The sequence below is a fragment of the Paraburkholderia sp. GAS41 genome (genome assembly GCF_050436545.1).
Lineage (GTDB): Bacteria > Pseudomonadota > Gammaproteobacteria > Burkholderiales > Burkholderiaceae > Paraburkholderia.
Map to the genome: position 1 here is coordinate 1 of NZ_JBNDMK010000087.1, position 1,268 is coordinate 1,268.

The 1,268-nt window shown below is 55.2% G+C and carries 1 pseudogene; it reads left to right on the top strand.

From position 1 onward, the window contains the following. Window positions 1-508: 508 nt before the first annotated feature. Window positions 509-646 (top strand): annotated as a pseudogene (locus P3T43_RS35665) (transposase domain-containing protein); the annotation flags it as partial. Window positions 647-1,268: the final 622 nt, after the last annotated feature.

The window sequence follows — 1,268 nt, forward strand, 5'->3', positions numbered from 1 at the left end:
ATTGCCTCGACCTCCAACATACGGAACTGCGCAGCAGACTTCCCTGCACCCCTCACGCCTGGCCGGAGCCCCCTACCGCGCGAGCGGTTTCGTTCTGCGACCCATCGCCGACGGTCGGGTCGTTGAGATTCCAGCGACAGGTATCGGAGTGGAACGGCCATACCGCGCCTTCACCTATGGACTCGTCTTCGGCCAAAGGCGACGATGCCGCGTCCATCGACGAACGGCGGCTATGGTAGCTTTGCTGTCGTCAGACCCGCCCTAGTTCCAACCGTAATTTTGTACCCGCTGGAGGACAGCAAGCGACTCCGTTGCAGCGCTTCAGGCGACGTTGACTCAATCCCATAAGGAATTCGCGCTTCGCGAATCGACGCACGCAAACGTCTGCCCGTGGGTCGCGTTGCCGCAGAGCCAGCGTTCGACAGGTAGATTGAGAAACCGGATGCTCATGTCTGATCCCGCCGTGTTGGCGGTGCACAGGTCGGGGCTCTGCGATCTACATCCTTGTCGCTTGAATGGCCTCGATCCGGGAGCCTACCTGCGTCACGTCATTGCTCGTATCGCCGAGCACTCCGTCAATCGCGTGGACGAACCGCTACCGTGGGTCGTTGTTGACCAGTTGCCCGTACACATCGTCCGATGTTGAACACGTCTTCAGCAACCGTTCCACAATGCACAGTCGAGAGCGGTTGTAGTCGGACTGAATCCTCCATGCACGATCCACTGATTTCGCAACATCGGCTAGTTCGCGCACTTTGAAGTTTCAGGTTGGACTATTCAGTGCATGTACTACCCTTGTTTCCTAGAGGTCATACACGGGCAAGATGTCGATTTCTTACGAAAGAGAATGCATCGTAAGCGAAATGACCGTCGCGGCGTAGGGAGATTCAAATGAAGACGTCAATCCAGCCGACAGCTTTTATCACGAGTCGCTTTTTACTTGTCATTTTGCTTTTACTGATGGCACGAATCTGCGTAGCGACGGAGATCGACGTAAGAGCATTGATTTTGCAAAAACTAGTCGGGTCTAGTGCCGAGAAGACGATCGCAGACCTAAACGCGGGGTGTGCAGCGTGGGCAAAGACGCAGGCGCCTCGTACGCCCCCGAACCAATGCGTTAGCCTTGACGTTACAAACATACGCTTTCTTAGTTCAGACACTCAATACTCGGAAGGGCGGCCTCAAATCTGAAGTGCAACACCTGTTTCGTATAAGGTGTTGCGATGCACGAAAGAACTCGGTATCAACAGCTTCAACCTGAGGAGCGC